Source organism: Kitasatospora sp. NPDC058444 (assembly GCF_042721415.1).
Classification (GTDB): domain Bacteria; phylum Actinomycetota; class Actinomycetes; order Streptomycetales; family Streptomycetaceae; genus Kitasatospora.
In genome coordinates this window covers 1-1,064 of record NZ_JBHXLL010000108.1, presented here as the reverse complement: position 1 = coordinate 1,064, position 1,064 = coordinate 1, and the positions used below count along the sequence as shown (strand labels likewise).

Here is a 1,064-nt window from a genome sequence, read left to right as displayed (position 1 = left end):
ATCCGCCGCTACATCATCTGGCGGAACAAGCACGCCGCCGACGAACGCCTACGCGACGTCGTCGCCAGGGCGAACGTTGCCTGATGCGGCACTAGCCCCATGGTCCACGGCTTTCGGACCACGATAGCTTCGTGGGGTCCGCCCCGCGACGGGGCCGTTCGGGAACGCCTTCCAGATCCGGGGAATGACATGCGCCAGCAGTCCGGCCGTCTCGCGTCCTTCGCCGTCCTCGCGGCCGCCGTGGGCGGACTCACTGCCTGCGGGCCGGTGTCCGACAGCACCTTCGACGACGACGCCGCGGTGAGCGAGCGGATCACCGCGGTGCGGCTCGACACCACCTCCGGCGGCGTGACCGTGCGCGGCAGGAGCGGCCTCGACCACGCCTCCGTGCACCGGTCGGTCAGCTACGGGAGCGACAAGCCGGGCGCGACCAGCCGGGTGGAGAACGGCGTACTGGTGCTCGGCGGCTGCGGCCGGAACTGCTCGGTCACCTACACCGTCGACGTCCCCGCGGGGCTGCCGATCAGCGGCCAGACCTCCTCCGGCGCCGTCAGGCTCTCCCGGGTGGGCAGCGTGCAGGTCTCCACCCACTCCGGGGCGGTCGAGCTGGACGGGGTGGAGGGCGGTGCGGAGGTGAGGACCACCAACGGCGCCGTCACCGGGCGCGGGCTGAACGGCGACCGCATCCTGGCCGAGACCCACAACGGCGCGATCGACATCACCTCGACCAAGCCGCAGGACGTCTCCGCGTCGACCTCCAACGGCGCCATCACCCTGGTCGTGCCGGCCGCCACGTACAAGGTGTCCGCGAAGAGCGACAACGGCCACCAGGACATCGGGGTCCCCGACGACCCGTCCGGCCGGTACCGGCTCACCCTGAGCACCAGCAACGGGCGCATCTCGGTCAAGCAGGCCTGACGCTCCCACAACAGGCCGGACAGGCCGCAGGGACCCTGGAGGCCCTAGAGGCCCTAGACCCGTCCTTCGCACATAACGAGTTCGGATGATGTGGTGATGCGACCGGTATCCCGATGGGGTGCCGGTCGTTGAGCCTGGCGTGCCGA

The 1,064-nt window shown here is 70.7% G+C and carries 1 protein-coding gene and 1 pseudogene; both read left to right on the top strand.

From position 1 onward, the window contains the following. A pseudogene (locus ACFWP2_RS39655) lies at positions 1-84 on the top strand (transposase); the annotation flags it as partial. A 105-nt stretch (positions 85-189) separates the two neighbouring features. After that, positions 190-918, top strand: a complete 729-nt coding sequence (locus ACFWP2_RS39650; protein ID WP_380460994.1) for a DUF4097 domain-containing protein — start codon at positions 190-192, stop codon at positions 916-918. The last annotated feature ends 146 nt before the right edge of the window (positions 919-1,064 follow it).

What these genes read in the sequence shown, in the direction of transcription:
- ACFWP2_RS39650 (WP_380460994.1), top strand. Translation starts at nt 190, where the DNA reads ATGCGCCAGCAGTCCGGCCGTCTCGCGTCCTTCGCCGTCCTCGCGGCC.